Origin of the sequence: Streptomyces sp. NPDC048604, assembly GCF_043199435.1 — a bacterium.
GTDB lineage: Bacteria > Actinomycetota > Actinomycetes > Streptomycetales > Streptomycetaceae > Streptomyces.
Window position 1 is genome coordinate 357379 of record NZ_JBICVX010000005.1, and the last position, 23853, is coordinate 381231.

Here is a 23853-nt window from a genome sequence, read left to right on the forward strand (position 1 = left end):
AAAGTGGGTACTTTCGAAAAGTTCGTGCCCTTCGTACGGTGAGTGAGTACCCCACGAACGAACGACCTACGGAGAGAACGCCATGAGCATCGTCGTCACCGGAGCCACCGGACAGCTGGGCCGCCTCGTCATCGACGAGCTGCTCGCCACCGTCCCCGCCGCCTCCGTCGTCGCGGTCGTCCGCGACAAGGACAAGGCCGCCGACCTCGCCGAGCGCGGCGTCGAACTGCGGATCGCCGACTACGACCGGCCCGAGACGCTGGCCGGGGCGTTCCGGGCCGGCGACCGGGTGCTGCTGATCTCCGGCAGCGAGGTCGGCCGGCGCGTCCCGCAGCACACCGCCGTCATCGACGCCGCCAAGGCCGCGGGCGTCGCCCAGCTCGCGTACACCGGCATCCTCGGCGGCCCCGAGGCCGACTTCCGGCTCGCCGACGAGCACCGGGAGACCGAGCGGCTGATCCTCGGCTCCGGACTGCCGTACACCCTCCTGCGCAACGGCTGGTACTCCGAGAACTACACCGGCAACCTCACCCCCGTCCTCGCGCACGGCGCGGTCGTGAGCAACGCCGCCGACGGCCGGATCGCCTCCGCCGCCCGCGCCGACTACGCCGCCGCCGCGGCCTCCGTGCTCACCGGCCCGGCCGGGGAGCACCTGAACCGTGCCTACGAGCTGAGCGGCGACACCGCCTGGTCGCTGGCCGAGTACGCGGCCGAGGTCGCCCGCCGCACCGGCCGGGAGATCGCGTACCGGAACGTCCCCGCCGCCGCGCACCTGGAGATCCTCACCGGCGCAGGCGTCCCGGCCCCGTTCGCCGAGATCCTCGTCGACGTCGACGAGGCCATCGGGCGCGGCGCCCTGGCCGCGACCAGCGGCGACCTCTCCCGTCTGATCGGCCGCCCGACCACCCCGATCGCCGAGACGATCGCCGCGGCCCTGCCCTCCGCATGAAGTCATGACCGTATTGCGGTACGGACATGACAGCCTGCCCCTCGCGGCGCTACCGTTCACCGGAACGGTGTAACCCGCGGCGGGTGGGCAGGAGGTTCGGTGAAGACGGAGAACGAGGGTCGGGCAGGGCTCTTGTACGGGATCGGCGCCTACGGGATGTGGGGCCTGGTCCCGCTCTTCTGGCCGCTGCTCAAGCCGGCCGGGGCGATCGAGATCCTCGCCCACCGCATGGTCTGGTCGCTGGCCGTCGTCGGCCTCGCGCTGCTGGTGCTGCGCCGCTGGGGCTGGGTGCGCGAACTGCTCGCCGCACCGAAGAAGCTGGGCCTGCTGGCCCTGGCCGCCACCGTCATCACCGTCAACTGGGGCCTGTACATCTGGGCGGTCAACTCCGGCCAGGTCGTCGAGGCCTCCCTCGGCTACTTCATCAACCCCCTGGTCACCATCGCCATGGGCGTGCTGCTCCTCAACGAGCGGCTGCGGCCCGCGCAGTGGACGGCGGTCGGCATCGGCTTCGCCGCGGTGCTCGTGCTGTCCGTCGGGTACGGGCGGCTGCCGTGGATCTCGCTGACTCTGGCGTTCTCGTTCGCGATCTACGGGCTGATCAAGAAGAAGGTCAACCTCGGCGGACTGGAGTCGCTGGCCGCCGAGACCGCGATCCAGTTCCTGCCCGCCCTCGCCTACCTGCTCTGGCTGGGCTCGACCGGCGGGGCCGCCTTCGGCGCGCACGGCGCCGGCCACGCCGCGCTGCTCGCCGCCACCGGCATCGTCACCGCCGCCCCTCTGGTCTGCTTCGGCGCGGCCGCGATCCGGGTGCCGCTGTCGACGCTGGGCCTGCTGCAGTACCTCGCCCCGGTCTTCCAGTTCTCCCTCGGCGTCCTGTACTTCCACGAGGCCATGCCGCCCGAGCGGTGGGCGGGCTTCTCGCTGGTCTGGCTGGCGCTGACGCTGCTCACGTGGGACGCGCTGCGCACCGCGCGCAGGACCCGCGCGCAAGCCGCCCGGCTGGCCGCCGCGGCCGCGGAGAACGCCGCGGAGACCGCCGCGGCGGAAGCGGGCGCGGCGGCCCCGGCCGCCGCCTCCGACCGGGTGTGACGTCAGGCCCCCAGGAGGTCGTACTCCCGGATCAGCCAGCAGACCGCCGTCAGGCGCAGGGTGGCGAAGTCGTGCCCGACCGGCTCGACCCAGTCGCCCTGGGAGAGCCGGTCGGTGAAGCCGAGCACGTAGTCCGAGAGGTCCTCGCGCCGCGGGGACCGGCTCTCCGGAACGTCCACCGGGCGCCGCTGCGCGGGCACCAGAGCGTCGCACACGGCCGCCGCGTGCTGGTCGACGGCGGCCACCAGCCCCGGCTCGAAGGTGAACTCCGAGAGCCGGGGCATATAGGCAGCGGCGACGCCGACCAGGGGGCAGTCGGGCGAATCGTTCATCCCTCTACATTAGGTCCGTACCGGACGGTTCAGACCGTGACCTCGGTCGCAGCCCCGGCGAGGTCCGCGCGCTCGGCCGGCGCCGTCCGGGCCCGCGCCCCCACCGCGCCGACCACGGCCCCGAGCGCGACCATCGCGACCGGGACGACCAGGGCCGCGCGGAAGCCGGAAAGGCCGCCGCCGACGATCCCGTACACCGCGGTCACCGCCGAGATGCCGACCGCCGAGCCGAACTGCGTGGCCGTGGTGAGCAGTCCGCCGGCCAGCCCCTGCTCCTCCTCGGCGACGCCGTCGGTGCCGGCGATGGTGAGCGGCCCGAAGAAGGCGCCGACGAAGAGCAGCGCCCCGAGATCGGCGCGGACCACGGAGCCCTGCCGCAGCAGCCCGAGCCGGACGAGCGGGGCGGCGGCCCGCCGCTCCACCGCGACGAACACCCCGGCGAGGACGAGTCCGGCCGCGAGCACCGCGAGCGTCAGCGGCAGGCCGTCGAGCCCGTGCTCGAAGCGGAGGCGTACGACGCCCGCGAGGCGGCGGAGGCGGAGGCCGTTCCCGCCTGACGCGAACTCCCGTCACGAACCTTCCGCCTGGGCGCGGGCGCGATGCGCCCGCGCCTTCTGACGGTTGCCGCACCGGTCCATCGAGCACCACCGGCGGCGGCCGGGCCGCGAGGTGTCGGCGAACAGCAGCGCGCAGTTCTCCGCGCCGCAGACGCGGATCCGGTCCGCGTACGGCCCGGTGAGCAGGTCCACGGCGTCCCGGGCGAGCGTGGCGAGCAGCGCCGTGCCGGTGGCCCCGGGCGCCCACGCCCGGCTCCCGTCCGGGGCGATCCGCGGGACGAGCGGGGCGGAGGCGGCAGCCGCGTTCAGGACGTCGAGGTCGGCCACGGGCAGCGGCTCCCCCTGGGCCCGGGCGAGTGCGAGCCGCCACAGTGCGTCGCGGGTCGCCCGTACGGCCGCGAGCTCCTCCGGGGAGACGGCGACGTCGAGCCCCGGGTCGAGCCGGCAGTCGCGCACCCACGCGTGGAGCCCTTCGACCCCGTCCAGCACCTCGTACTGCGCGGCCACCGGCCCCGGGCCGCCGGTGAGCAGCAGCTCCAGACAGAGCGCCCCGGCGTCGAACCGGAAGACCTGGCCGTCCCGGTGACGAAGCGTCATGGCGGTGGTCGTTGCGGTCTCGGTCACGTAACCAGTATAAGTGGTTAGCATGACGACTCTCCACTGGAAGCTCGTGATCGACGCGAACGACCCGCACACCCAGGCCGCGTTCTGGGCCGAGACCCTGGGGTATCTGGTCGAGGACCACAGCGCGCTCGTCGAGCGCCTGCTCTCCGCCGGGGCCGTCCCCGCCGAGGCGACGCTCACCCACGACGGGCGGTCCGCATGGCGTGATCTCGCCGCCGTCCGGCATCCGGACGATCCGTACGAGCCCGGCTCCGGCACCGGTCTGGGCCGCCGGCTGCTGTTCCAGCGCGTCCCGGAGAAGAAGTCCGGCAAGAACCGGCTCCACATCGACGTGCACACCGCCCCGGACACCCGGGACGCGGAGGTCGGCCGCCTGGAGGGCCTGGGCGCGAGCGTGCTGCGCCGCGTCGCGGAGCAGGGCGGCTCATGGGTGGTCATGGCCGACCCCGAGGGCAACGAGTTCTGCGTGCACTGACGGTTCGGGCCGGGGGCGCAGGAGGGATGAAGCGGCGTGCCCCGAGCGGGCACCGGTCGTTCACCCGGTCATGAACAAGATCGCCACGGCCGCCGCGCTCGCCCTCGCGGGCGCCGCCGCCCTCGCCTCCCCCGCCCACGCCGACAACGACAGCAACTTCGGCGGCGCCGTCAACGCCGCGAACAACTGGAACTTCACGGCCGCCGCCGTGTGCCTGCAGGAGGTCGCGGTGGTGCCCGTCCTGGGCGACTGGGTCGGGGACCACGCCAACAACTGCTCCAACGGGAACGTCATCGACCACTCCAAGTAGCCGAGACGGTCCTACGCGGCCGGGCGCCGCACCTCGAACTGGAAGCAGCCGTACTCGACGGCCCGGACGTGCACGAGAACGACGTCCGGGTCGGCGAACGCCTCCGCGAACGCCTTGTCGAAGCCCTCGGCCGGCTCCCGTGGAATCTCCAGGAGCCGCCCGCCGACGATCCGGCCGCCGGCGTCGTAGCGACGCAGGGTGCGCAGTGCGCCGGGCTGGTCGAACGGGTACGCGTCGGGCCGGGCGGCCGGCCTGCCGCAGTCCTCGGCGTGGACGAAGACCGGCCCCTGCTCGTCGTACGCCCCGGGCCGCGCCCCCGACTCGGCGGCCCAGCGCCGCAGCGGGGCGTACGAGACGAGCGCGATCCGCTCCCCCGCCCGCGCACCGCGCAGACAGCACCGCAACGGGCTTCCGGCGGCTTCCTCGTCCGCGGTGAACGGCACGCAGGGCCGCCCCGAGTCATCGGTACGGCGCAGCTCGGCGAGGGCGGCGGGCGGGATGGGCAGTGCGGTGTAGGTGGTCATGCGGCCAGCCTCGCGGGCGGGCGAGGCCGACACCGGCGGTAATCGGACGCCGTGTTCGCGCTCCTCGCCGGACACCGGGCCGGGCGGCCGGACACCGGGCCGGTCCGTAGCATCGGGCCCCATGGTCACCTTCGTGCATCTCACGCCCGCCGCCAACAGCGCCCGAGTGCGGCGCGGCGGGCTCCGGGCCCAGGGGCGGGGGGAGTGGCGGGGCGTGTTCCTGTTTCCCGTACTGCCCTCGTACACGCTCACCCATCAGTGGCTGCGCGAACTGTCCCGCCGCCCCGGACCACGGCAACTCGTCGCCGTACATGTGCGGTTGGCGGACGCGGAGACGGTGAGGGTGGGGCGGTACAACGACCGTGAGCCGGTCATGACGACCGCGGCCGAGGCGGTGCGGCGGATCACCGCGCTGGAGGACCCCCGGGGCTGGGAGGTGTTCCTGCCGCGGCCGGTCGCCGCGCGGGAGGTCCGGGCGATCCGGCCCGTCCGACAGGTCAACGGCTGGCGGTACTTCCCCGACGCGCACGGCCGCACCCCCTGCACCTGCTACGGCTGCCGGGTCCGCGGCGAGTACGGCTCCCAGCGGCTGCGCCGCCGCCGGCCGCACCCGTTCGACGGTCCGCCGCCCCCGCCCCGCGTACTGCTCGCCCGGCTCGACGCCGCCGAGGCGCGCGGCGACGCGGCGGCGCTGAGCGAGGCACTGCGCTGGTACGGGATGCGCCGCCGCGGGCCGCTCCCCCGTCTCGCCGCCCTCGCCGGGCACCCCGACCCGACCGTCCGCACCGCGCTCGTCGAGGCCGTGGCGTACTGGCGTACGCCCGGAGTGCAGGACCTGCTGCGGGAGTTGGCGGACGATCCGCACCCGGACGTACGCGAGGCGGTCGCCGACGCACTGGAGACGCTCGCCGACCTCGCCGCCGACGAGGACGACAACGCCGACGACGAGGACTCGCAACCGGCCTGAGCCGTTGCTCGAGGTCAGCGCGGCGTGAGGAGGCAGAACTCGTTGCCTTCCGGGTCGGCCAGAACCGTCCAGGGGATCGCGGACTGGTCGATACCGGGGTCGGTGGCGCCCAGGGCGCGCAGTCGGGCTTCCTCTGCTTCCAGGTCGTCACCGGGGTAGGGGCAGACGTCGAGGTGGACGCGGTTCCACACGCTCTTGGTGTCGGGGGTGCGGACGAACTCCAGGTAGGGGCCGACGCCTTGGGCGGAGCGCATGGTCGCGTGGTCGTCGGCGACCTCGTGCACCGTCCAGTCCATCGCCTCGCCCCAGAACCGGGCCATCGCCCGCGGGTCGGTGCAGTCGACCACCACCGCGGCGATCGGCCCGGCGTCCTGGTAGACCGGACGGGGCTCCAGAACGCAGAACTCGTTGCCCTCCGGGTCGGCCATGACCGTCCAGGGGACATCGCCCTGACCCACGTCGGCGAGCGTCGCGCCGAGGCCCTTCAGGCGTGCGACCAGCTCCGCCTGATGGGCGGTCGAGGTGGTCGCCAGATCGAGGTGCACCCGGTTCTTCACCGTTTTCGGTTCCGGGCGGGCGATGATGTCGATGCAGACGGCCACGGGGTCGGGGTAGGCGAAGCCCACGGGTTCGAGGTTGGTCACGCCGGGTCCCTCGCTGTCGACACCGCAGCCGAGCGCCTCCGCCCAGAACCGGCCGAGCGCGGAGTCGTCCTGGGCCTTCATGTTGATCTGCACGAGTCGTGTCGCCATGCCGCAGATCCTAGAAGCCGCCGCCGGCCGGGCCGGGCCCCCGGCCCTCCCCGTACGGCCGTCCGCTCACCGAACACCCCTGACCGGTTTCCGCTCTTGACGGTGGTTCAGGCTCTCGTCGAACATTCACCCGCACCACGCACAGCTCTTTCCGTTCCATCCCCGTTCGGAATCCGGAGCCCCCACATGAAACTCTCCGTTCCCAGACGTGCCGGTGCGGTCGCGGCAGTCGCCGCTCTCGCCGTCACCGGCCTGACCGGCGCCACCGCGAGCGCGGAGCCTTCCGGCGCTCTCGCCGCGCCCGACATCCCCGTCGCCAACGTCAAGCAGCACCTCGCCGACCTGCAGTCGATCGCCGCCGCCAACGGCGGCAACCGGGCGCACGGGCGCACCGGTTACAAGGCGTCCATCGACTTCGTGAAGGCCAAGCTGGACGCCGCCGGGTACACCACGACCGTCCAGCAGTTCACGTACAACGGGACCACCGGGTACAACCTGATAGCCGACTGGCCCGGCGGCAACCCCGATCAGGTTGTCATGGCCGGGTCACACCTCGACTCGGTGAGCTCCGGGGCCGGCATCAACGACAACGGTTCCGGTTCCGCCGCGGTCCTGGAGACCGCGCTCGCCGTCTCCCGCGCCAACCTGCAGCCCACCAAGCACCTGCGGTTCGGCTGGTGGGGCGCCGAGGAGCTCGGGCTCGTCGGCTCCAAGCACTACGTGAACCAGCTGCCGACCGCCGAGCGTTCGAAGATCAGCGCCTATCTGAACTTCGACATGATCGGCTCGCCGAACCCGGGCTACTTCGTCTACGACGACGACCCGGCGATCGAGCAGACCTTCAAGAGCTACTTCGCCGGGCTCGGCGTCCCGACCGAGATCGAGACCGAGGGCGACGGCCGCTCCGACCACGCCTCGTTCAAGAACGTGGGCATACCCGTCGGCGGTCTGTTCACCGGCGCGAGCCGGGTCAAGACCAGCGCCCAGGTGCAGAAGTGGGGCGGTACCGCCACCGCCTTCGACCGCTGCTACCACTCGTCCTGCGACAACACGTCGAACATCAACGACACGGCCCTGGACCGCAACAGCGACGCCGTCGCCCACGCGATCTGGACCCTCGGCACCGGTTCGACCCCGCCGCCCGGCACGGTCTTCGAGAACACCGCCGACGTGTCCGTCCCGGACAACAGCACCGCGGTGACCTCCTCCGTGACCGTCTCCGGCATCACCGGCAACGCCCCGAGCAGCCTCCCCGTCGGTGTGAACATCGTCCACACCTACATCGGTGACCTCGTCGTCGACCTCATCGCCCCCGACGGCTCGGTCTACAACCTGCACAACCGCTCGGGCGGCAGCGCCGACAACATCAACCAGACCTACACCGTGAACGCCTCCAGCGAGGTCGCCAACGGTGTCTGGAAGCTGCGCGTGCAGGACAAGGCCTCGATCGACACCGGCTACATCAACAGCTTCAAGCTGACGTTCCCGTAGGCCGGGAGCGGCCCGACGAAGAACTCCCGGGTGGGACGGAGACGCGCGGTCCTGCCCCACCCGGGGTCCCACAGCTCTACTTGGCCGCGTTCGCGGCCTTCACCAGCGCGTCCGGCGTGACCGCGCCCACGTACACCTTGCCGTCGTCCGTCATCAGGGCGTTGACCAGCTTGGTCTTGAAGACCGTGCCGGAGCCGAACTTCCCGCTCACCTTGTCGCCGAGCGAGTCGAGGAAGCCCTGGAACTCCTTGGGCGCGTCCTTGGTCTCCGGCGCCGGCTGACCGGTGTCGAAGGTCGCGATGGCCGTCCAGCCCTCGCCGATGACCTCCGGGCCGCCGTCCTTGCCGCCCTTCAGTTCCTTGCCGTGCCGCTCGCCGCGGTTCAGGCCCTCCAGCTCCTTGGGCAGCTTCTCCTTGCGGGCCTCGTGCTCCGCCGCCTCGCCCTCCGTCACCTTCACGCCCTTGGGCGCCTTGAAGGTCGCGGCGTCCGGCTTCGCGAAGTCCACCTTGGTGAAGCCCGCGTCCACGACCGCCTTGCCGCCGGAGGTCGCGGCGAGGGTGAACTTCAGCGGCACGCCGTTCTGCGCGTCCACCGCGATCTTCACCGACTCGACCGTCGAGCCGCTCTGCTTCGGCTTGATCACCAGCTGGTACGCGTCGCGGCCGGCCACCCGGGCGGTGCCGTCGACGGTGATCGAGGTCGTGTCGCCGGCGGCCTTCAGGACCTCGTCGGCGAGCTCCTTCGGGGTGCTCGGCAGGTCCTTCTCGCGCTCCTTGTGCGGGCGGCCGGCGTCCTCGTTCTTCTCGTGGACGGCCTCGCCGCTCTTGCTGTCGTACGCCCACACGTCGTCGCCGTTGTGGATCAGGCTGTACTCGTCCTTGCCGTCGAGGACGGTCAGGCGCTGCTTGTCGGGGCCGTCGGCGGCCACCTTCAGGGTGTGCGTGCCGGACGCCAGTTCGGTCAGCTTCTCGGTCGGATCGGTCGACGGGGCCGGGGACTTGGAGTCCGCACCGGAGCCGAGGAAGCCCGAGCCGGCGAGGCCCGCGAAGGACGGCAGGCCCAGGTCGGTCTCGACCTTGACCGTGCCGGAGAGGGTCTGGGTCTCCGAGGCGGCGATCTTCTCGATGAGCTGCTGGGCGGTGATCGCGGGCAGCTCGGGGTCTCCGGACGCCGCGAGGGCCGGGACGAGCCCGATGGTCGCCGCGGCCACACCGGCCACCGCCACCGGCACGAGGTAACGGCTCGCCTTACGAGTTGTTGCCATGGTCTGTCCTACCTCCGTGGTCGATGACTCCATCTGACCAAAACGGCGGCGCGGAATCGTCAGCCCCTGGACGCAACCCGGCGTACTGCTGCGGGATGACCCGACCCCGAGAGCCCCTAGCCCGCGCGGTGGACCACGGCGTCGCACAGCTCCGCGAGCGCCGCCTTCGCATACCCCTCGGGCAGCGGCGACAGCATGGCGCGGGCCTCCTCGGCGTACCGGACGGTGTCCCGGCGGGCCTGCTCCAGGGCCGGGTGCACGCGCAGCCGGCGCAGCAGCTCCGCGTGCCGGGCGTCGTCCGTGAGGTCGCCGTCGACCATGGCGACGAGCTCCAGGTCCTCCGGGCGGCCGTGCGCCGCCGCGGCGGCGCGCAGGTGCAGCACCGGCAGGGTCGGGATGCCCTCGCGCAGGTCGGTGCCCGGGGTCTTGCCGGACTCGTGCGAGTCGGAGGCGATGTCGAGCACGTCGTCGGCGAGCTGGAAGGCGACGCCGAGCCGCTCGCCGTACTGGCTGAGGATGTCGATGACGCTCTCGTCCGCGCCGGACTCTATGGCGCCGAGACGGCAGGAGACGGCGACCAGCGAGCCGGTCTTGCCGCCGAGGACGTCGAGGTAGTGCTCGATCGGGTCGCGGCCGTCGCTCGGGCCGGCGGTCTCCAGGATCTGACCGGTCACCAGGCGCTCGAACGCCTCCGCCTGGACGCGGACGGCGTCGGGGCCGAGGTCCGCGAGAATGTGCGACGCGCGGGCGAAGAGGAAGTCACCCGTGAGGACGGCGACCGAGTTGTCCCAGCGGCTGTTGGCGCTGGGCACACCGCGCCGCACGTCCGCCTCGTCCATGACGTCGTCGTGGTACAGCGTGGCGAGGTGGGTGAGCTCGACGACCACGGCGGACGGCACGACGCCCGGCGCGTACGGGTCGCCGAACTGCGCCGCCAGCATCACCAGGAGCGGCCGGAAGCGCTTCCCGCCGGCCCTGACCAGGTGCTGCGCGGCCTCCGTGATGAACGGCACCTCGCTCTTGGTGGCTTCGAGGAGGCCGGCCTCCACGGCTGCCAATCCGGTCTGGACATCGGCCTCAAGAGCCTGGTCCCGCACGCTCAGCCCGAACGGCCCGACGACGGTCACGAGGGGGTCTCCTGTCTGCTGACGCCTGGTGTGGATCACACGGATTGTCGATGTGTCGCTGGATTCACTCAAGTCAGCGTATCCGGTCGCCTTTCGATCACCGTGAGCGCCTGCCCAGCACCGCCGGTATGTTCGTGATCGGCTTATTCGACCAGGAGCGTCCGCTATGCCCAGAAGCATCAGCATCCGCCGCGACTTCCCGTACGAGACGGTCCACGACGACGTCCGCGTCCCCCTTCCGGACGGCACCCTTCTGTACGCGCGCGTCTGGCGGCCGGTCACGGACGAGCCCGTCCCCGCCCTCCTGGAGTATCTCCCGTACCGGCTGACCGACTGGACCGCCCCCCGCGACGCACAGCGGCACCCCTGGTACGCGGGCCACGGCTACGCCTCCGTCCGGGTCGACCTGCGCGGACACGGCAACAGCGAGGGCCTGCCCGGCGCGCCGCACGACGCGACCGAGCTCTCCGACGCCGTCGCGGTGGTGGACTGGCTCGCCGGGCAGCCCTGGTGCACCGGCCGGGTCGGCATGTTCGGCGGCGCCTGGGGCGGCCTGGCCGCGCTCCGGGTCGCCGCGCTCGCCCCCGACGCGCTGCGGGCCGTGGTCGCCGTCTGCTCCACCGACGACCCCTACGAGGACGGCGTCCACTACAAGGGCGGCTCCGTCCTCGCGGCCGGACTGCCCGCACGCTCCGCGGCCCTGCTGGCCTGCGTCTGCCGGCCGCCGGACCCCGTGTACGCCGGCGAGCGGTGGCGCGAGCTGTGGCTGCGCCGCCTGGAGGCGGTACGGCCCTGCGCGCACACCTGGCTGGCCCACCAGACCCACGACGACCACTGGCGGGCCGGTTCGGTGCGGGAGGACCTCGGCGGCGTACGGGCGGCCGTCCTGGCCGTGGGCGGCCGGCACGACCCGTACCGCAACGCCGTGCTGCGGCTGGTCGAGGCGCTGCCGCAGGACCGGGTGCGCGGGATCCTCGGCCCCTGGTCGCACCAGTACCCCGACCGGGGGCTGCCGCCCGGTCCGTCGATCGGCTTCCTGCAGGAGACCCTGCGCTGGTGGGACCGGCACCTCAAGGACCTCGACAACGACGTGATGGCGGAGCCCCTGCTGCGCTCCTGGATCACCTCCTCGCACCCGCCGGCCACGGTGTACGAGGAACTGCCCGGCCGCTGGGCGGCGGACCCGTCCTGGCCCTCGCCGTACGTCACGCCGGTCGTGTACGCGCTCGGCGGCGCGCCGGTGCCGGTCCGCTCGCCGCAGCACACCGGTCTGGACGCGGGTCCTCTGCTGCCGCGCGGCCAGGACGCCGGCCTGCCGCCGGACCAGCGCGACGAGGACGCCGGCTCGGCCTGCTTCGACGTGCCGGTCCCGGCCGAGGGCCCGGCCCTGGAGATCCTGGGCCGGCCGCGGGCCGTCCTCGCGCTGCGCTGCGAGGCGCCGACCGGCCAGGTGGCCGTCCGGCTCTGCGACGTGGCGCCGGACGGGGCGTCGACCCTGGTCACCCGGGGCGTGCTCAACCTGTCCGCGCGGTACGGGACCGACCGGACGGTGGAGGCGCAGCCCGGCGAGACCGTGGAGGCGGTGGTCGACCTGGACGCCGCCGGGCACGCCTTCGCCCCCGGCCATCGCGTCCGGCTCGCGGTCTCCTCCGCCTACTGGCCCTGGATCTGGCCGCAGCCGGACGCCGCGGGCTTCACCCTCGACCCGGCCGCCTCCTCGCTCACCCTGCCGGTCCGCTCGCACACCGGCGACGCGGTGGAGTTCGAGCCCCCGGAACACGCCGAGCCCCTCGCGGTGGTGATCCCGGCGACGCTGGAGGAGCCCCGCCCGGAGCGCCTGGTGGTCCGCGACGTGGCGAAGGACGAATGGCGTCTGGAGTCCGTCCCGCCCGAGACGGGCACCCGCGTCCATCCGGACGGCCTGGAGGTCGCCGAGGAGGCCCTGGAGACCGCCACGATCACCGCCGACGACCCCCTCTCCGCGCGTACCCGATGCACCTGGTCCCTCCGCCTCCACCGCCCGGACGCCGCCTGGGACGTCCGCATCACCACCCGCTCCACCCTCACCTGCGACGCGCACACGTTCACCGCAACGGACGAGGTCATCTGCACGGAGGGCCGGGAGGTCGTCTTCCACCGCACCTGGGAGGAACGCATTCCGCGGACGGCGGGGTGAACCGGAACGCACGAGGGGCCCGCGTTCCCGAGGGAACGCGGGCCCTGTCGCTCGATCGGATCAGGCGTCAGCGCCGGCCTTGCGGCGGCGGGCGACGAACATCGCGCCGGCGCCGAGGGCCACGGCCGCCGCGCCCGCCATGGCGAGCTGCGGGACCGCGTCGTTCGAACCGGTCTTCGCGAGGGTGCCGGTGGTCACCGGGGTGTTGGACGTGCCGCCCTGGGCGGTGTTGCCGTTCGGCTTGCCCGGCTTGCCCTTGGCGTCGTCGACCTTGCCGGCGTCGCTGCCCTTGGCGAGGATCTCGAACTCGTAGTAGTCCAGGTCGGGCGTGCCGCCGCAGGACTCGTCCTCGTTCCAGTAGTCGCCGGCGACGAAGGCCGCGCCCTGGCCGGCCGGGATCTTCGCGTCGACCTTCAGGCGGAGCTTGACGGTCAGCGAGGACTTGGCCTTCAGCGGGCCGACGTTGCCGATGCCGAACTCGGTCTCGGTCTCCTCGTCGGCGTCCTTCCAGGAGCCGCCGGAGTAGTACTCCAGGTCGAGGTACTTGTCGAGCTCCTTGAGGCCCTTGGTGTCGAAGGCGTGGACGAAGGCGTACGGGTACACCTCGTCCATCTTCTTGGCGGTGCCGTTGGTGACCTTCATGGTGAAGTTCACGGTGGTGCCGCCGACGACCTTGGAGGGCAGACCGTTCACGACGGTGGTGAACTTCGGCTCGGCGACGCAGTCCTCGCCCTCACCGCCGTCCTCTTCCTCCTCCTTGGCCTTCTCCAGGGCCGCCTTCGCGGCCTCCAGGGCCTTGAAGGCCTCGTCCTTGGCCTTCTTGGCGAGCTCCTCGGCGTTGTACGCGGCGGTCCGGGCGTCGTTGAGGTTCTTCGTGGCCGTGACGTACGCGTCGTCCGCGAGGAACGTCTCGGCGGACAGGCGCGTGGTGACCTTCTTGGCGTCCGCGACGGCCTTCTCGGCCGCGGCGCGCTCCTCGGGGGTGGCCGTGTCCGGCAGGGCCTTCAGGGCGGCCTCGGCCTCGGCCTGCTTGGCCTCGGCGGCCTTCCAGGCGGCGTAGGCGGTGTCGGCGGCCTTCTTGGCCTCCTCGACGGCCTTGGCGAGCGGCGCGTCGTCCTTCACGGCGGCCTCGCGGGCGGCGGTGGCCTTGGCGAGGGCGGCGACGGCGGCGTCGTAGGCCTTCTGCGCCACGGCGACGCGGCGCTCCAGCTCTTCGACGGTCGGCTTCTGCTGCTCCTGCTGGGTGGCGGCCGGCTTGGTGTCGGCGAACGCGGGGGCGGCGGAGAGCAGCACGACGGGGGTGGTGACGGCGGCGGCGACCGCCGTCGCGAGCATGCGGCGAATCTTCAACTTCGGAACCTTTTCCTGCTCGGGAAAGGAAATGCGGCGTAAGGAAACGGCGTGGGGGTCGCGGTTCGCCGCTGCGGAAATGGACACGCAGCGGCGACGCGTGAACGTGATGCTATGGCCAGAGGCGGGCTTCACGGGGGCGATTTCCGGACGCCCCGGACCGTCCGGCCGCCGGACCGGGCAACGAAGCGGAAGAACCGGGACAGTTGCCCACGATCACACAGGTTTTTCTGTGACGCATGTCATGTTCCCGTCGGAACCCCGGACGCGGTGTCCGGCTCATCGGACACTGCCGCCCCGCCCGGCGCTCGACGTAACGTGTCCCCCACACCCGTGGAAAGCGAGGCAGGGACCGATGACCGAGCAGAGCCCGCTCGATCTGGCCGAGGGCGACCCCTTCGGCCCGCACAACCTTCCGTACGGCGTCTTCAGCACCGCCGACGAGCCCGGCCGCCGCCGGCTCGGCGTCCGCATCGGCGGCCACGTGCTCGACGCCGGAGCCGCGGCACACGTCCTCGGCTCCCCGTACGCGACCCTGCTCGCACAGCCGAGCCTCGGCCCGCTGCTCGCCGCCGGCCGCACCGCCTGGCGCGACGTACGCCGGGCGCTGACCGCCTGGGTCACCGTGCCCGCGCACCGCGCCGACATCGAGCCGCTGCTGCACCCGCTGGACGCGGTCACCCTGCACCTGCCGTACGAGGTCGCCGACTACGTCGACTTCTACGCCAGCGAGCACCACGCGACCAACGTCGGCCACATCTTCCGGCCCGACGGCGAGCCGCTCACCCCCAACTGGAAGCACCTGCCCATCGGTTACCACGGCCGCTCCGGCACCGTCGTGGTCTCCGGCACCGACATCGTGCGCCCGTCCGGCCAGCGCAAGGCCCCGACCGACCCGGCGCCGGTCTTCGGCCCCTCGGTCAAGCTGGACATCGAGGCCGAGGTCGGCTTCCTCGTCGGCACCCCGTCCGAGCTGGGCACCCCGGTCGCGCTGGACGACTTCCGCGACCACGTCTTCGGCCTGACGTTGCTCAACGACTGGTCGGCCCGCGACGTTCAGGCCTGGGAGTACGTGCCGCTCGGCCCGTTCCTCGGCAAGTCCTTCGCCACCTCCGTCTCCGCCTGGGTGACCCCGCTGGAGGCCCTGGACGCCGCCCGGACCGCCCCGCCGGCCCGCGACTTCCCCCTGCTGCCGTACCTGGACGACTCCGCGGAGGAGGAGCCCGGCGGCTACGACCTGCGGATCACCGTCACCATCAACGGCGAGGTGGTCTCCGAGCCGCCGTTCTCGACGATGTACTGGACCGCCGCCCAGCAGCTGGCCCACATGACCGTCAACGGCGCCTCGCTGCGCACCGGCGACCTGTACGGCTCGGGCACCGTCTCCGGCCCCGAGGTGCACCAGCGCGGCTCGCTCCTGGAGCTGACCTGGAACGGGCGGGACGCGATCGAGCTGCCCACCGGCAAGCGGACGTTCCTGGAGGACGGCGACGAGGTCACCCTGACCGCCTGGGCCCCCGGCCCGGACGGCACCCGGGTCGGCCTCGGCGAGGTCACCGGACGCATCGCGCCCGCGCGCGAGGTCTGACGGTACGACGACAGGGCCCGGCCCCCGCGTGTGCGGGGACCGGGCCCTGTCGCCCGTACGCGGCCGGCTAGCGGACGAACACGCCCGCCTGGCCCGCCAGGTCCAGGAAGTACTGCGGCGCGACGCCCAGCACCAGCGTGACCGCCACGCCGACCCCGATCGTGGTCATCGTCAGCGCCGAGGGCACCGCGACCGTGGGGCCGTCCGCCTTCGGCTCGCTGAAGAACATCAGCACGATCACCCGGATGTAGAAGAACGCGGCGATCGCCGAGGACACCACGCCGACCACGACCAGCGTGCCCGCGCCGCCCTCCGCGGCCGCCTTGAACACCGCGAACTTGCCGGAGAAGCCGGAGGTCAGCGGAATGCCGGCGAAGGCCAGGAGGAACACCGCGAAGACCGCCGCGACCAGCGGTGAACGCCGGCCCAGACCGGCCCACTTGGACAGGTGCGTGGCCTCGCCGCCCGCGTCCCGGACCAGCGTGACGACAGCGAACGCGCCGATCGTCACGAAGGAGTAGGCCAGCAGGTAGAACAGCACCGACGAGACGCCGGCCGGGGTGGCCGCGATGACACCGGCCAGGATGAACCCGGCGTGCGCGATCGACGAGTACGCGAGCAGCCGCTTGATGTCGGTCTGGGTGATCGCGACGATCGCGCCGCCCAGCATCGTGACGATCGCGACGGCCCACATGACGGGCCGCCAGTCCCAGGTGAGGCCGGGCAGCACCACGTACAGGATCCGCAGCATCGCGCCGAACGCGGCGACCTTGGTGGCCGCGGCCATGAAGCCGGTGACCGGGGTCGGCGCGCCCTGGTAGACGTCCGGGGTCCACATGTGGAACGGCACCGCGCCCACCTTGAACAGCAGCCCCGTCAGCACCATCGCGAAGCCGATGAGCAGCAGTGCGTCGTTGCCCATGGTGGCGGCGAGGGCCGGGTCGACGGAGCCGACCGAGCCGTCGACGACGCTCGCGATCGTCGCGTACGAGACGGAGCCCGCGTAGCCGTACAGCAGCGCGATGCCGAACAGCAGGAAGGCCGAGGAGAACGCGCCGAGCAGGAAGTACTTCACCGCGGCCTCCTGCGACATCAGCCGCTTGCGGCGGGCGACGGCGCAGAGCAGGTACAGCGGCAGGGAGAAGACCTCCAGGGCGATGAACAGCGTCAGCAGGTCGTTGGCCGCCGGGAAGACCAGCATGCCGGAGACCGCGAACAGCGCCAGCGGGAAGACCTCGGTCGTGGTGTGCCCGGCCTTCACGGCCGCCTTCTCCTGGTCGCTGCCGGGCACGGCGGCGGCCTCGGCGGTGAACGAGTCGACCCGGTGGCCGTGGTCGGCCGGGTCGAGCCGGCGCTCGGCGAAGGTGAACACCGCGACGATCGACGCCAGCAGGATCGTGCCCTGCAGGAACAGCGCCGGTCCGTCGACGGCGATCGCGCCCATGGCGGCGATGCCGGCCTTGGTCGTGGCGTGGCCGGAGGCCGCGAGGCCGACGACCGCGGCGAAGGCGGACGCCAGGGCGACCACGCTCAGGAACACCTGGGTGTAGTGGCGGCCCCGGCGCGGCACGAACGCCTCGACGAGGATGCCGACGATCGCCGCGCCGACGACGATGAGGACGGGCGCGAGCTGCCCGTACTCGATCTCGGGGGACGGAATCCGGCCGATGGGCTCGGCCGCCGTCGTCCACAGGCTGTGGACAGCCGTTGCGTTCACTTGGCCGCCTCCACGTTCTGGACCGCCACCTCAGGGGCCGGGTCCTTCTGCTGCACGTCGGACATGGTGTGCTGGACCGCCGGGTTGACGATGTCGGTCAGCGGCTTCGGGAACACCCCGAGGAAGATCAGCAGGGCGATCAGCGGAGCGACCACCGCCAGCTCCCGCACCCGCAGATCGGGCATGGTCCGCACCTCCTCCTTCACCGGGCCCGTCATCGTCCGCTGGTACAGGACGAGGGTGTAGAGCGCGGCGAGGACGATGCCCGTGGTGGCGACGATGCCGGCCGCCGGGTACCGGGAGTAGGTGCCGACCAGGACGAGGAACTCGCTGACGAACGGGGCGAGTCCGGGCAGTGACAGGGTGGCCAGACCGCCGATCAGGAAGGTGCCGGCCAGCACCGGCGCGACCTTCTGCACACCGCCGTAGTCGGCGATGAGCCGGGAGCCGCGGCGCGAGATCAGGAAGCCGGCCACCAGCATCAGCGCGGCCGTCGAGATCCCGTGGTTGACCATGTACAGGGTCGCGCCGGACTGGCCCTGGCTGGTCATCGCGAAGATGCCCATGATGATGAAGCCGAAGTGGGAGATCGAGGCGTACGCGACCAGACGCTTGATGTCCCGCTGGCCGACCGCCACCAGGGCCCCGTACACGATGCTGATCAGCGCGAGCACGATGATCGCCGGGGTGGCCCACTTGCTGGCCTCGGGGAACAGACCGAGACAGAAGCGGAGCATCGCGAAGGTGCCGACCTTGTCGACCACCGCCGTGATGAGCACGGCGACCGGGGCGGTCGACTCGCCCATCGCGTTGGGCAGCCAGGTGTGCAGCGGCCACAGCGGCGCCTTCACCGCGAAGGCGAAGAAGAAGCCGAGGAACAGCAGCCGCTCGGTGTTGGTCGCCATCTCCAGCGAGCCGTCCGCGCGGGCCGCGGCGATCTCGGTGAGCGAGAAGTTCCCCGCCACCACGTAGAGCCCGATGACCGCGGCCAGCATGATCAGGCCGCCGACCAGGTTGTAGAGCAGGAACTTGACCGCCGCGTACGAGCGCTGGGCCGCCGCGTTCTCGTCCGTGCCGCTGTGGGCCCGGTCCCCGAAGCCGCCGATGAGGAAGTACATCGGGATGAGCATGGCCTCGAAGAGGATGTAGAAGAGGAAGACGTCGGTGGCCTCGAAGGAGAGGATCACCATCGCCTCGACGGCCAGGATCAGGGCGAAGAAGCCCTGCGTCGGCCGCCAGCGCGTGGACTTCGTCTCCAGGGGGTCGGCGTCGTGCCAGCCGGCCAGGATGACGAAGGGGATCAGCACGGCGGTGAGCAGGATCAGCGCGACCGCGATGCCGTCCACGCCGAGTTCGTAGCGGACCCCGAAGTCCTTGATCCAGGAGTACGACTCGACGAACTGGTACCGGTCGCCGCCGGGTTCGAAGTCGAAGGCCACGATCCCGGCGAGCACGAGGGTGACGAGCGAGACGATCAGCGCCAGCCACTTGGCGGCGGTGCGTCGGGCGGCGGGGACGGCGGCGGTGAGTACCGCGCCGGCCGCCGGCACCGCCGCCGTCGCCGTCAGGATCGGGAACCCCACATTGACCATTTCGGACATGGCCGTCACACCGCCCTCATCAGCAGGGTCGCGGCGATCAGCACCGCCGTACCTCCGAACATGGAGACCGCGTACGTCCGGGCGTAGCCGTTCTGGAGCTTGCGCAGCCGGCCGGAGAGCCCGCCGACCGAGGCCGCCGTGCCGTTGACCACGCCGTCGACGAGGCTGTGGTCGACGTACACCAGGGACCGGGTCAGGTGGGTGCCGCCGCGGACGAACACCACGTGGTTGAAGTCGTCCTGGAGCAGGTCGCGGCGGGCGGCCCGGGTGAGCAGCGAGCCGCGCGGGGCGGTGACCGGGACGGGCCTGCGACCGTACTGGAGCCAGGCGAGGCCGACCCCGAGGAGCATCACCGCGACGGTGGCGGAGGTGACGGTCGCCGCGCTCAGCGGCGAGTGCCCGTGCTCGAAGCCGGTGACCGGCTCCAGCCACTGCACGAACCCGGCGTACTCGAAGAGCGCGCCGGCCCCGACCGATCCGACGGCCAGCAGGACCATCGGGATCGTCATGGACTTCGGCGACTCGTGCGGGTGCGGCGGCTCGCCCTTCTCGTCGGGCTGCCAGCGCTTCTCGCCGAAGAAGGTCATCAGCATCACGCGGGTCATGTAGAACGCGGTGATCGCGGCGCCGAGCAGGGCGCACGCGCCGAGGATCCAGCCCTCGGTGCCGCCCTTGGCGAAGGCCGCCTCGATGATCTTGTCCTTGGAGAAGAAGCCGGACAGGCCCGGGAAGCCGATGATCGCGAGGTAGCCGAGGCCGAAGGTGACGAAGGTGACCGGCATGTACTTCCGCAGGCCGCCGTAACGGCGCATGTCCACCTCGTCGTTCATGCCGTGCATGACCGAACCGGCCCCGAGGAACAGCCCGGCCTTGAAGAAGCCGTGCGTCACCAGGTGCATGATCGCGAAGGCGTAGCCGATCGGGCCGAGGCCGGCCGCGAGGATCATGTAGCCGATCTGCGACATCGTCGAACCGGCCAGCGCCTTCTTGATGTCGTCCTTCGCGCAACCGACGATCGCACCGAAGAGGAGCGTGACGGCGCCGACCACGGCGACGACGAGCTGCGCGTCCGGGGCCAGGTTGAAGATGTCGGCGGAGCGGACGATCAGGTAGACGCCGGCGGTGACCATGGTGGCCGCGTGGATCAGGGCCGAGACCGGGGTCGGGCCCTCCATCGCGTCCCCGAGCCAGGACTGCAGCGGCACCTGGGCCGACTTGCCGCAGGCGGCCAGGAGCAGCATCAGCGCGATCGCCGTCAGCCTGCCCTCGGACGCCTCGTCCGCCGACCCCAGCACCGGCGCGAAGGCGAAGGTGCCGAAGGTGGTGAACATCAGCATGATCGCGATCGACAGGCCCATGTCGCCGACCCGGTTGACCAGGAAGGCCTTCTTCGCGGCGGTGGCCGCGCTGGGCTTGTGCTGCCAGAAGCCGATCAGGAGGTACGAGGCGAGGCCCACGCCCTCCCAGCCCAGGTACAGCAGCAGGTAGTTGTCGGCCAGCACCAGGATCAGCATGGCCGCGAGGAACAGGTTCAGATAGCCGAAGAAGCGGCGGCGGCGCTCGTCGTGCTCCATGTACCCGACCGAGTACAGGTGGATGAGCGAGCCGACGCCGGTGATCAGCAGGACGAAGGTCATCGACAGCTGGTCGAGCTGGAAGGCGACGTCCGCCTGGAAGCCCTCGACCGGGATCCAGGTGTAGAGCGTGCTGTCCAGCGTCCGGTCGTCGGCGTCCTTGCCGAGCATGTCGGCGAAGAGCACCAGGCCGAGGACGAAGGACGAGGCCGCGAGCAGCGTGCCGAGCCAGTGCCCGACCCGGTCGAGCCGCCGTCCTCCGCAGAGCAGCACCACCGCTCCGAGCAGGGGCGCCGCGATGAGCAGCGCAATCAGGTTCTCCACGATTCAGCCCCTCACAGCTTCATCAGGCTGGCGTCGTCGACCGAGGCCGAGTGGCGGGAACGGAACAGCGACACGATGATCGCGAGGCCGACGACGACCTCTGCGGCGGCGACGACCATCGTGAAGAACGCGATGACCTGGCCGTCGAGGTTGCCGTGCATCCGGGAGAAGGTCACGAACGCGAGGTTGCAGGCGTTGAGCATCAGCTCGACGCACATGAAGACCACGATCGCGTTCCGCCGGATCAGCACCCCGGCCGCGCCGATGGTGAACAACAGGGCGGCGAGATAGAGATAGTTGACGGGATTCACCGGTTGGCCTCCTCTTCGTCCCGGTCGCGGCCGAGCCGCTCCTCGGAGCGCTGTTCCAGCGCCTTGAGATCGGCCAGCGCGTCCGGGGAGACGTCCCGGATCTGGCCCCGCTTGCGCAGGGTCTGCATCACGGTCAGCTCGGACGGGGTGCCGTCGGGCAGCAGACCGGCGACGTCCACGGCGTTGTGCCGGGCGTAGACGCCGGGGGCGGGCAGCGGCGGCACCTGGGTGCCGCGGCGCACGCGCTGCTCGGCCAGCTCGCGCTGGGTGCGGGCCTTCTCGGTGCGCTCCCGGTGGGTGAGCACCATCGCGCCGACGGCCGCGGTGATGAGCAGCGCGCCGGTGATCTCGAAGGCGAACACGTACTTGGTGAAGACGAGGGCGGCGAGGCCCTCGACGTTGCCGCCCTGGGCGGCGTTGGCCGCGCCCAGTCCGGCGAACTCCTGCAGCGAGGCGTGCCCGATGCCTCCGGCGAGCAGGATGCCGAAGCCGAGGCCGCAGAGGGCGGCCCACCAGCGCTGGCCCCTGAGAGTCTCCTTCAGCGAGTCGGCGGCCGTGACGCCGACCAGCATGACCACGAAGAGGAACAGCATCATGATCGCGCCGGTGTAGACGACGATCTGGACGATGCCGAGGAAGTACGCGCCGTTGGCCAGATAGAACACGGCCAGGATGATCATCGTCCCGGCGAGGCTGAGCGCGCTGTGTACGGCCTTGCGCATCAGGATCGTGCCCAGGGCGCCGAACACGGCGACGGTGCCGAGGACCCAGAACTGGAAGGCCTCGCCCGTGGAGGTCGTGGCGGCGGCGAGTACGGCGCTCATGCGTCCACCTCTTCCGCTTCGCCCTGCTCCCCCTTGGACACCGCGACCTGACGGACCGTCCCCGGGGCGGCCTCGCTGACCAGGCCCCGGTAGTAGTCCTGCTCGTCCATGCCCGGGTAGATGGCGTGGGGGCTGTCGACCATGCCCTCCTCCAGGCCGGCGAGCAGCTGCTCCTTGGTGAAGATCAGGTTCTCGCGGGAGGAGTCGGCCAGTTCGAACTCGTTGGTCATCGTCAGCGCCCGGGTCGGGCAGGCCTCGATGCACAGCCCGCAGAAGATGCAGCGGGCGTAGTTGATCTGGTAGACGCGGCCGTACCGCTCGCCGGGCGAGTAGCGCTCCTCGTCCGTGTTGTCCGCGCCCTCCACATAGATGGCGTCGGCCGGACAGGCCCAGGCGCACAGCTCGCAGCCGATGCACTTCTCGAGCCCGTCCGGATGCCGGTTGAGCTGGTGCCGGCCGTGGAAGCGCGGGGCGGTGGTCTTCCGCTGCTCCGGGTACTGCTCCGTCAGCCGCTTCTTGAACATGGCCTTGAAGGTCACGCCGAAGCCGGCCACCGGATTCTGGAAATCAGACACCGTCCGTCCCCTTTCCATCACTCTCGGTAGCAGTATCGGGGCCACCACTGACAATCAGTTCCCGCTCGCCGCGGGGCCGCCTGCGCGGCACCGGCGGCAGGTCCTGCCCGGGCAGCGGCGGTACGGGGTACCCGCCGGCCATCGGGTCGAACGGGCGGGCGTCCTGCGGCTCGGCGCGGTCCGCCTTCCCCTTGCGTTCGCGGACGACGTCCGCGACGAAGGACAGCAGCAGCACCGCGAGCACGGCGCCCGCCACGTACAGCACGATCGTCTGGAAGTCGTAGTTCTCGTTGCGCAGCGCCCGGACGGTGGCGACCAGCATCAGCCAGACCACCGAGACCGGGATGAGGACCTTCCAGCCGAGCTTCATCAGCTGGTCGTAGCGGACGCGGGGCAGCGTGCCGCGCAGCCAGATGAAGAAGAACAGCAGCAGCTGCACCTTGAGGACGAACCAGAGCATCGGCCACCAGCCGTGGTTGGCGCCCTCCCAGAACGTGGAGATCGGCCAGGGGGCGCGCCAGCCGCCCAGGAACAGCGTCACCGACACCGCGGAGACCGTCACCATGTTCACGTACTCGGCGAGCATGAACATCGCGAACTTGATGGACGAGTACTCGGTGTTGAAGCCGCCGACCAGGTCGCCCTCGGACTCCGGCATGTCGAACGGGGCGCGGTTTGTCTCGCCGACCATGGTGACGATGTAGATGATGAACGACACCGGCAGCAGGACGATGAACCAGCGGTCGGCCTGCGCCTCGACGATCGCCGAGGTAGACATCGACCCGGAGTAGAGGAAGACCGAGGCGAACGCGGCGCCCATGGCGATCTCGTACGAGATCATCTGCGCGCACGACCGCAGGCCGCCGAGCAGCGGGTACGTGGAGCCGGAGGACCAGCCGGCGAGCACGATGCCGTAGATGCCGACGGACGCGATGGCGAGCACGTACAGCATCGCGATCGGCAGGTCGGTCAGCTGCATCGTGGTCCGCTGGCCGAAGATCGACACCTCGTTGCCGGCCGGCCCGAAGGGGATCACGGCGATCGCCATGAAGGCGGGGATCGCGGCGATGATCGGCGCGAGGACATAGACGACCTTGTCGGCGCGGCGGACGATCACGTCCTCCTTGAGCATCAGCTTCACGCCGTCCGCGAGGGACTGCAGGAAGCCCCAGGGACCGTGGCGGTTGGGGCCGATGCGCAGCTGCATCCAGGCGACGACCTTGCGCTCCCACACGATGGAGAACAGCACGGTCACCATCAGGAACGCGAAGCAGAACACCGCCTTGATCAGGACGAGCCACCAGGGGTCCCGCCCGAACATGGACAGGTCCTCGGCGGCGAGCAGCGTG

Annotated in this window: 23 protein-coding genes; 8 read left to right on the forward strand and 15 right to left on the reverse strand. The window is 71.5% G+C overall.

Annotated elements, in window-relative coordinates:
* Nucleotides 1-82: 82 nt before the first annotated feature.
* Together ACGFMM_RS13485 and rarD are read left to right on the forward strand one after the other, a co-directional pair.
* Complete coding sequence (locus tag ACGFMM_RS13485; RefSeq protein WP_393646076.1) at nt 83-949, forward strand: SDR family oxidoreductase; 867 nt, start codon at nt 83-85, stop codon at nt 947-949.
* 99 nt (nt 950-1048) lie between these two features.
* Nucleotides 1049-2041, forward strand: a complete 993-nt coding sequence (gene rarD, locus ACGFMM_RS13490) for an EamA family transporter RarD (protein ID WP_393646078.1) — start codon at nt 1049-1051, stop codon at nt 2039-2041.
* Nucleotides 2042-2043: 2 nt separating this feature from the next.
* On the opposite strand, the gene ACGFMM_RS13495 is transcribed toward rarD, so the two are convergent.
* From ACGFMM_RS13495 to ACGFMM_RS13505, 3 genes are all read right to left on the reverse strand, one after another.
* Complete coding sequence (locus ACGFMM_RS13495; RefSeq protein WP_393646079.1) at nt 2044-2373, reverse strand: DUF6401 family natural product biosynthesis protein; 330 nt, start codon at nt 2371-2373, stop codon at nt 2044-2046.
* Between the two features lie 29 nt (nt 2374-2402).
* Nucleotides 2403-2837 carry a hypothetical protein gene (locus tag ACGFMM_RS13500; protein WP_393646080.1) on the reverse strand — a complete coding sequence of 145 codons (435 nt, stop codon included), beginning with the start codon at nt 2835-2837 and terminating at the stop codon, nt 2403-2405.
* A gap of 105 nt (nt 2838-2942) precedes the next feature.
* Nucleotides 2943-3554, reverse strand: coding sequence for a CGNR zinc finger domain-containing protein (locus ACGFMM_RS13505; RefSeq protein WP_393646082.1), 612 nt, complete (start codon nt 3552-3554; stop codon nt 2943-2945).
* A gap of 22 nt (nt 3555-3576) precedes the next feature.
* Between ACGFMM_RS13505 and ACGFMM_RS13510 the strand changes: the two genes are divergently transcribed.
* Together ACGFMM_RS13510 and ACGFMM_RS13515 are read left to right on the forward strand one after the other, a co-directional pair.
* A complete protein-coding gene (locus ACGFMM_RS13510; RefSeq protein WP_393646084.1) occupies nt 3577-4029 on the forward strand; it encodes a VOC family protein in 453 nt (150 codons plus the stop codon).
* 70 nt (nt 4030-4099) lie between these two features.
* Nucleotides 4100-4339 (forward strand): hypothetical protein, encoded by a 240-nt coding sequence (locus tag ACGFMM_RS13515; protein WP_393646085.1) that lies wholly within the window; start codon nt 4100-4102, stop codon nt 4337-4339.
* Nucleotides 4340-4350: 11 nt separating this feature from the next.
* Here the strand turns inward: ACGFMM_RS13515 and ACGFMM_RS13520 are convergent, their stop codons facing one another.
* Nucleotides 4351-4863 carry a DUF1203 domain-containing protein gene (locus ACGFMM_RS13520; RefSeq protein ID WP_393646087.1) on the reverse strand — a complete coding sequence of 171 codons (513 nt, stop codon included), beginning with the start codon at nt 4861-4863 and terminating at the stop codon, nt 4351-4353.
* 121 nt (nt 4864-4984) lie between these two features.
* Here ACGFMM_RS13520 and ACGFMM_RS13525 point away from each other — a divergent pair, with 121 nt between their 5' ends.
* Nucleotides 4985-5830 (forward strand): HEAT repeat domain-containing protein, encoded by an 846-nt coding sequence (locus ACGFMM_RS13525; RefSeq protein WP_393646089.1) that lies wholly within the window; start codon nt 4985-4987, stop codon nt 5828-5830.
* Nucleotides 5831-5844: 14 nt separating this feature from the next.
* Here ACGFMM_RS13525 and ACGFMM_RS13530 read toward each other — a convergent pair whose 3' ends face one another.
* Nucleotides 5845-6582, reverse strand: a complete 738-nt coding sequence (locus ACGFMM_RS13530) for a VOC family protein (protein ID WP_393646090.1) — start codon at nt 6580-6582, stop codon at nt 5845-5847.
* A gap of 186 nt (nt 6583-6768) precedes the next feature.
* Between ACGFMM_RS13530 and ACGFMM_RS13535 the strand changes: the two genes are divergently transcribed.
* Nucleotides 6769-8073 carry a M28 family metallopeptidase gene (locus tag ACGFMM_RS13535; protein ID WP_393646092.1) on the forward strand — a complete coding sequence of 435 codons (1305 nt, stop codon included), beginning with the start codon at nt 6769-6771 and terminating at the stop codon, nt 8071-8073.
* Nucleotides 8074-8149: 76 nt separating this feature from the next.
* Here ACGFMM_RS13535 and ACGFMM_RS13540 read toward each other — a convergent pair whose 3' ends face one another.
* Both ACGFMM_RS13540 and ACGFMM_RS13545 read right to left on the reverse strand, forming a co-directional pair.
* Nucleotides 8150-9337 (reverse strand): outer membrane lipoprotein carrier protein LolA, encoded by a 1188-nt coding sequence (locus tag ACGFMM_RS13540; protein WP_393646094.1) that lies wholly within the window; start codon nt 9335-9337, stop codon nt 8150-8152.
* Between the two features lie 116 nt (nt 9338-9453).
* Nucleotides 9454-10464: a polyprenyl synthetase family protein gene (locus ACGFMM_RS13545; protein ID WP_393646095.1), complete on the reverse strand. Its 1011-nt coding sequence runs from the start codon at nt 10462-10464 to the stop codon at nt 9454-9456.
* A gap of 166 nt (nt 10465-10630) precedes the next feature.
* Between ACGFMM_RS13545 and ACGFMM_RS13550 the strand changes: the two genes are divergently transcribed.
* Nucleotides 10631-12640, forward strand: a complete 2010-nt coding sequence (locus ACGFMM_RS13550; protein WP_393646097.1) for a CocE/NonD family hydrolase — start codon at nt 10631-10633, stop codon at nt 12638-12640.
* 60 nt (nt 12641-12700) lie between these two features.
* Here the strand turns inward: ACGFMM_RS13550 and ACGFMM_RS13555 are convergent, their stop codons facing one another.
* Nucleotides 12701-13990, reverse strand: coding sequence for an LPXTG cell wall anchor domain-containing protein (locus tag ACGFMM_RS13555; RefSeq protein WP_393646099.1), 1290 nt, complete (start codon nt 13988-13990; stop codon nt 12701-12703).
* Nucleotides 13991-14345: 355 nt separating this feature from the next.
* Here ACGFMM_RS13555 and fahA point away from each other — a divergent pair, with 355 nt between their 5' ends.
* Nucleotides 14346-15578, forward strand: coding sequence for a fumarylacetoacetase (fahA, locus tag ACGFMM_RS13560; RefSeq protein WP_393646101.1), 1233 nt, complete (start codon nt 14346-14348; stop codon nt 15576-15578).
* 67 nt (nt 15579-15645) lie between these two features.
* Here the strand turns inward: fahA and nuoN are convergent, their stop codons facing one another.
* Genes nuoN through nuoH form a run of 7 tightly spaced genes read right to left on the reverse strand, consistent with a single transcriptional unit; the run spans nt 15646 to nt 23825 of the window.
* Nucleotides 15646-17295, reverse strand: coding sequence for an NADH-quinone oxidoreductase subunit NuoN (gene nuoN / locus ACGFMM_RS13565; RefSeq protein ID WP_393646103.1), 1650 nt, complete (start codon nt 17293-17295; stop codon nt 15646-15648).
* A complete protein-coding gene (locus tag ACGFMM_RS13570) occupies nt 17292-18878 on the reverse strand; it encodes an NADH-quinone oxidoreductase subunit M (protein WP_393646313.1) in 1587 nt (528 codons plus the stop codon). The genes nuoN and ACGFMM_RS13570 overlap by 4 nt, the downstream gene beginning before the upstream one ends.
* Nucleotides 18879-18901: 23 nt before the next feature.
* Nucleotides 18902-20794 carry an NADH-quinone oxidoreductase subunit L gene (gene nuoL / locus ACGFMM_RS13575; protein WP_393646105.1) on the reverse strand — a complete coding sequence of 631 codons (1893 nt, stop codon included), beginning with the start codon at nt 20792-20794 and terminating at the stop codon, nt 18902-18904.
* 11 nt (nt 20795-20805) lie between these two features.
* Nucleotides 20806-21105, reverse strand: a complete 300-nt coding sequence (gene nuoK / locus ACGFMM_RS13580; RefSeq protein ID WP_393646107.1) for an NADH-quinone oxidoreductase subunit NuoK — start codon at nt 21103-21105, stop codon at nt 20806-20808.
* Nucleotides 21102-21929: an NADH-quinone oxidoreductase subunit J gene (locus tag ACGFMM_RS13585; RefSeq protein WP_393646109.1), complete on the reverse strand. Its 828-nt coding sequence runs from the start codon at nt 21927-21929 to the stop codon at nt 21102-21104. The genes nuoK and ACGFMM_RS13585 overlap by 4 nt, the downstream gene beginning before the upstream one ends.
* Nucleotides 21926-22522 carry an NADH-quinone oxidoreductase subunit NuoI gene (gene nuoI / locus ACGFMM_RS13590; RefSeq protein WP_393646111.1) on the reverse strand — a complete coding sequence of 199 codons (597 nt, stop codon included), beginning with the start codon at nt 22520-22522 and terminating at the stop codon, nt 21926-21928. Before nuoI ends, ACGFMM_RS13585 begins: the two co-directional genes overlap by 4 nt.
* Nucleotides 22497-23825 (reverse strand): NADH-quinone oxidoreductase subunit NuoH, encoded by a 1329-nt coding sequence (nuoH, locus tag ACGFMM_RS13595; protein ID WP_393646315.1) that lies wholly within the window; start codon nt 23823-23825, stop codon nt 22497-22499. Before nuoH ends, nuoI begins: the two co-directional genes overlap by 26 nt.
* Nucleotides 23826-23853: the final 28 nt, after the last annotated feature.